This is a genomic window from Arthrobacter sp. Y3223164 (genome assembly GCF_059091005.1).
In genome coordinates, this window is the sequence record NZ_JBNHGF010000501.1 from 1 (window position 1) to 1,708 (window position 1,708).

The 1,708-nt window shown below is 69.1% G+C and carries 2 protein-coding genes; one reads left to right on the forward strand and one right to left on the reverse strand.

The features are described from left to right. On the reverse strand, nt 1–1,392 hold a 1,392-nt coding region (purH, locus tag AC5RUJ_RS15820), incomplete at its 3' end, for a bifunctional phosphoribosylaminoimidazolecarboxamide formyltransferase/IMP cyclohydrolase (protein ID WP_494156193.1). A 131-nt stretch (nt 1,393–1,523) separates the two neighbouring features. On the opposite strand from purH, the gene AC5RUJ_RS15825 reads away from it, so the two are divergent. After that, nucleotides 1,524–1,708 (forward strand): hypothetical protein (locus AC5RUJ_RS15825; RefSeq protein ID WP_494156194.1); only part of this gene is annotated, 185 nt, incomplete at its 3' end.

A 1,708-nucleotide genomic window follows, 5' to 3' on the forward strand; every position in this document is an offset into this window, starting at 1 on the left:
GGCCAGGCGGCAGGAATCCAGCCGGTTGACCTGGCCCATGCCGATGCCCACCGCGGCGCGGTTGGCCGCGACCAGGATGGCGTTGGACTTCGCGGCCCGGACAGCGCGCCACGCGAAGGCCAGATCCGCCAAGGTCGCCTCGTCGGCGGCCTCGCCGGCGGCCAGCGTCCAGTTGGCAGGGTCGTCGCCGTCGGCGTCGATCCGGTCGGAGGCCTGCAGCAGCATGCCGCCGGAGACCTGCTTGTACTCGACCGTGTCCCGGGCAAAGCCGTCCGGCAGGACCAGCAGCCGGATGTTCTTCTTCTTCGACAGGATCTCGACGGCCTCCGGCTCGAAGCTCGGGGCGACGACCACCTCGGTGAAGATGTCCTTGACGGTATTGGCCATGCCCGCGGTCACCGTTCGGTTTGCGGCGATGACGCCGCCGAATGCGGACACGGGGTCGGTCGCGTGGGCCTTCGCATGCGCATCCGCAATGGGATCGGCGGCGCCCGGGGACGCGACGGCGATGCCGCAGGGGTTGGCGTGCTTGACCACCGCGACGGCCGGCTCGGCGAAGTCGAAGGCCGCGCGCACGGCGGCGTCGGCGTCGACGTAGTTGTTGAAGCTCATCGCCTTACCGTGCAACTGTTCGGCCTGCGCGATGCCCGGCTCGGCGCCGGTCTCCGCATACAGCGCGGCGGCCTGGTGCGGGTTCTCACCGTAGCGCAGCGACTCCGAGCGCTCCAGTGCCAGGCCGGCGTACGGCGGGAACGCCGGTGCCGCCTCGACGGCCTCGGCGTCGTCGCCGAACTGCTCGGCGGTCCACTTGGCCACGGCGGTGTCATAAGCGGCGGTGTGGGCGAAGGCCAAGGACGCCAGCCGGCGGCGGGTCTTCAGGTCGAACCCGCCGGAACTCGCCGCCTCCACCACGTCCGCGTACGCGGCGGGATCCACCACGACCGCCACGGACGGATGATTCTTCGCCGCGGCCCGCACCATCGAAGGGCCGCCGATGTCGATCTGCTCCACGACCTCGTCCTGGCTGGCGCCGGACCGCACGGTCTGCACGAACGGGTAGAGGTTGACCACCACGAGGTCGAAGGGCTCGATCTCGAGGTCGGTGAGCTGCCGGACGTGGTCATCGAGGCGGCGGTCTGCCAGAATGCCGGCGTGAATGCGCGGGTGCAGCGTCTTGACCCGGCCGTCCAGGCACTCGGGGAAACCGGTGATCTCGGAAACCTCGGTGACCGGGATGCCTGCGGCGGCGATCTTCTTGGCCGTCGAACCGGTGGAAACGATGCCGACCCCGGCGCTGCGCAGCCCTTCCGCCAGCTCCTCCAGCCCGGTCTTGTCGTACACCGAGATCAACGCGCGGCGGATGGGAACACGGTCAAGCTGCTTCAGGCTCACACAAATCTCCAAGGAAGAATGGCTTCGGGGATGCTCCAAGTCTAGCGTCGGGCTTCTGCGGGGCACCGAGTGTGAAGCGGATCCGCGGTGTGGGTAACCTCATGGGGACATACAAAGGAGAACAGCACAACATGTCGGCACCGATGACTGAGGACGCGGCACTGCGGATCGGTCGTTTTTCGCTCGTGGTCTGGCTGTTGGGTCTCCTGATTCTGTGCGGTGCGCTCGGCTTCGCCGCCCCCCGCCTGCTGCCGCACCTTTTCACCGCCGCGGCCGCCTCGGGTGCCGACCCCGGTCCGGCGGCCGAACCGGCGGC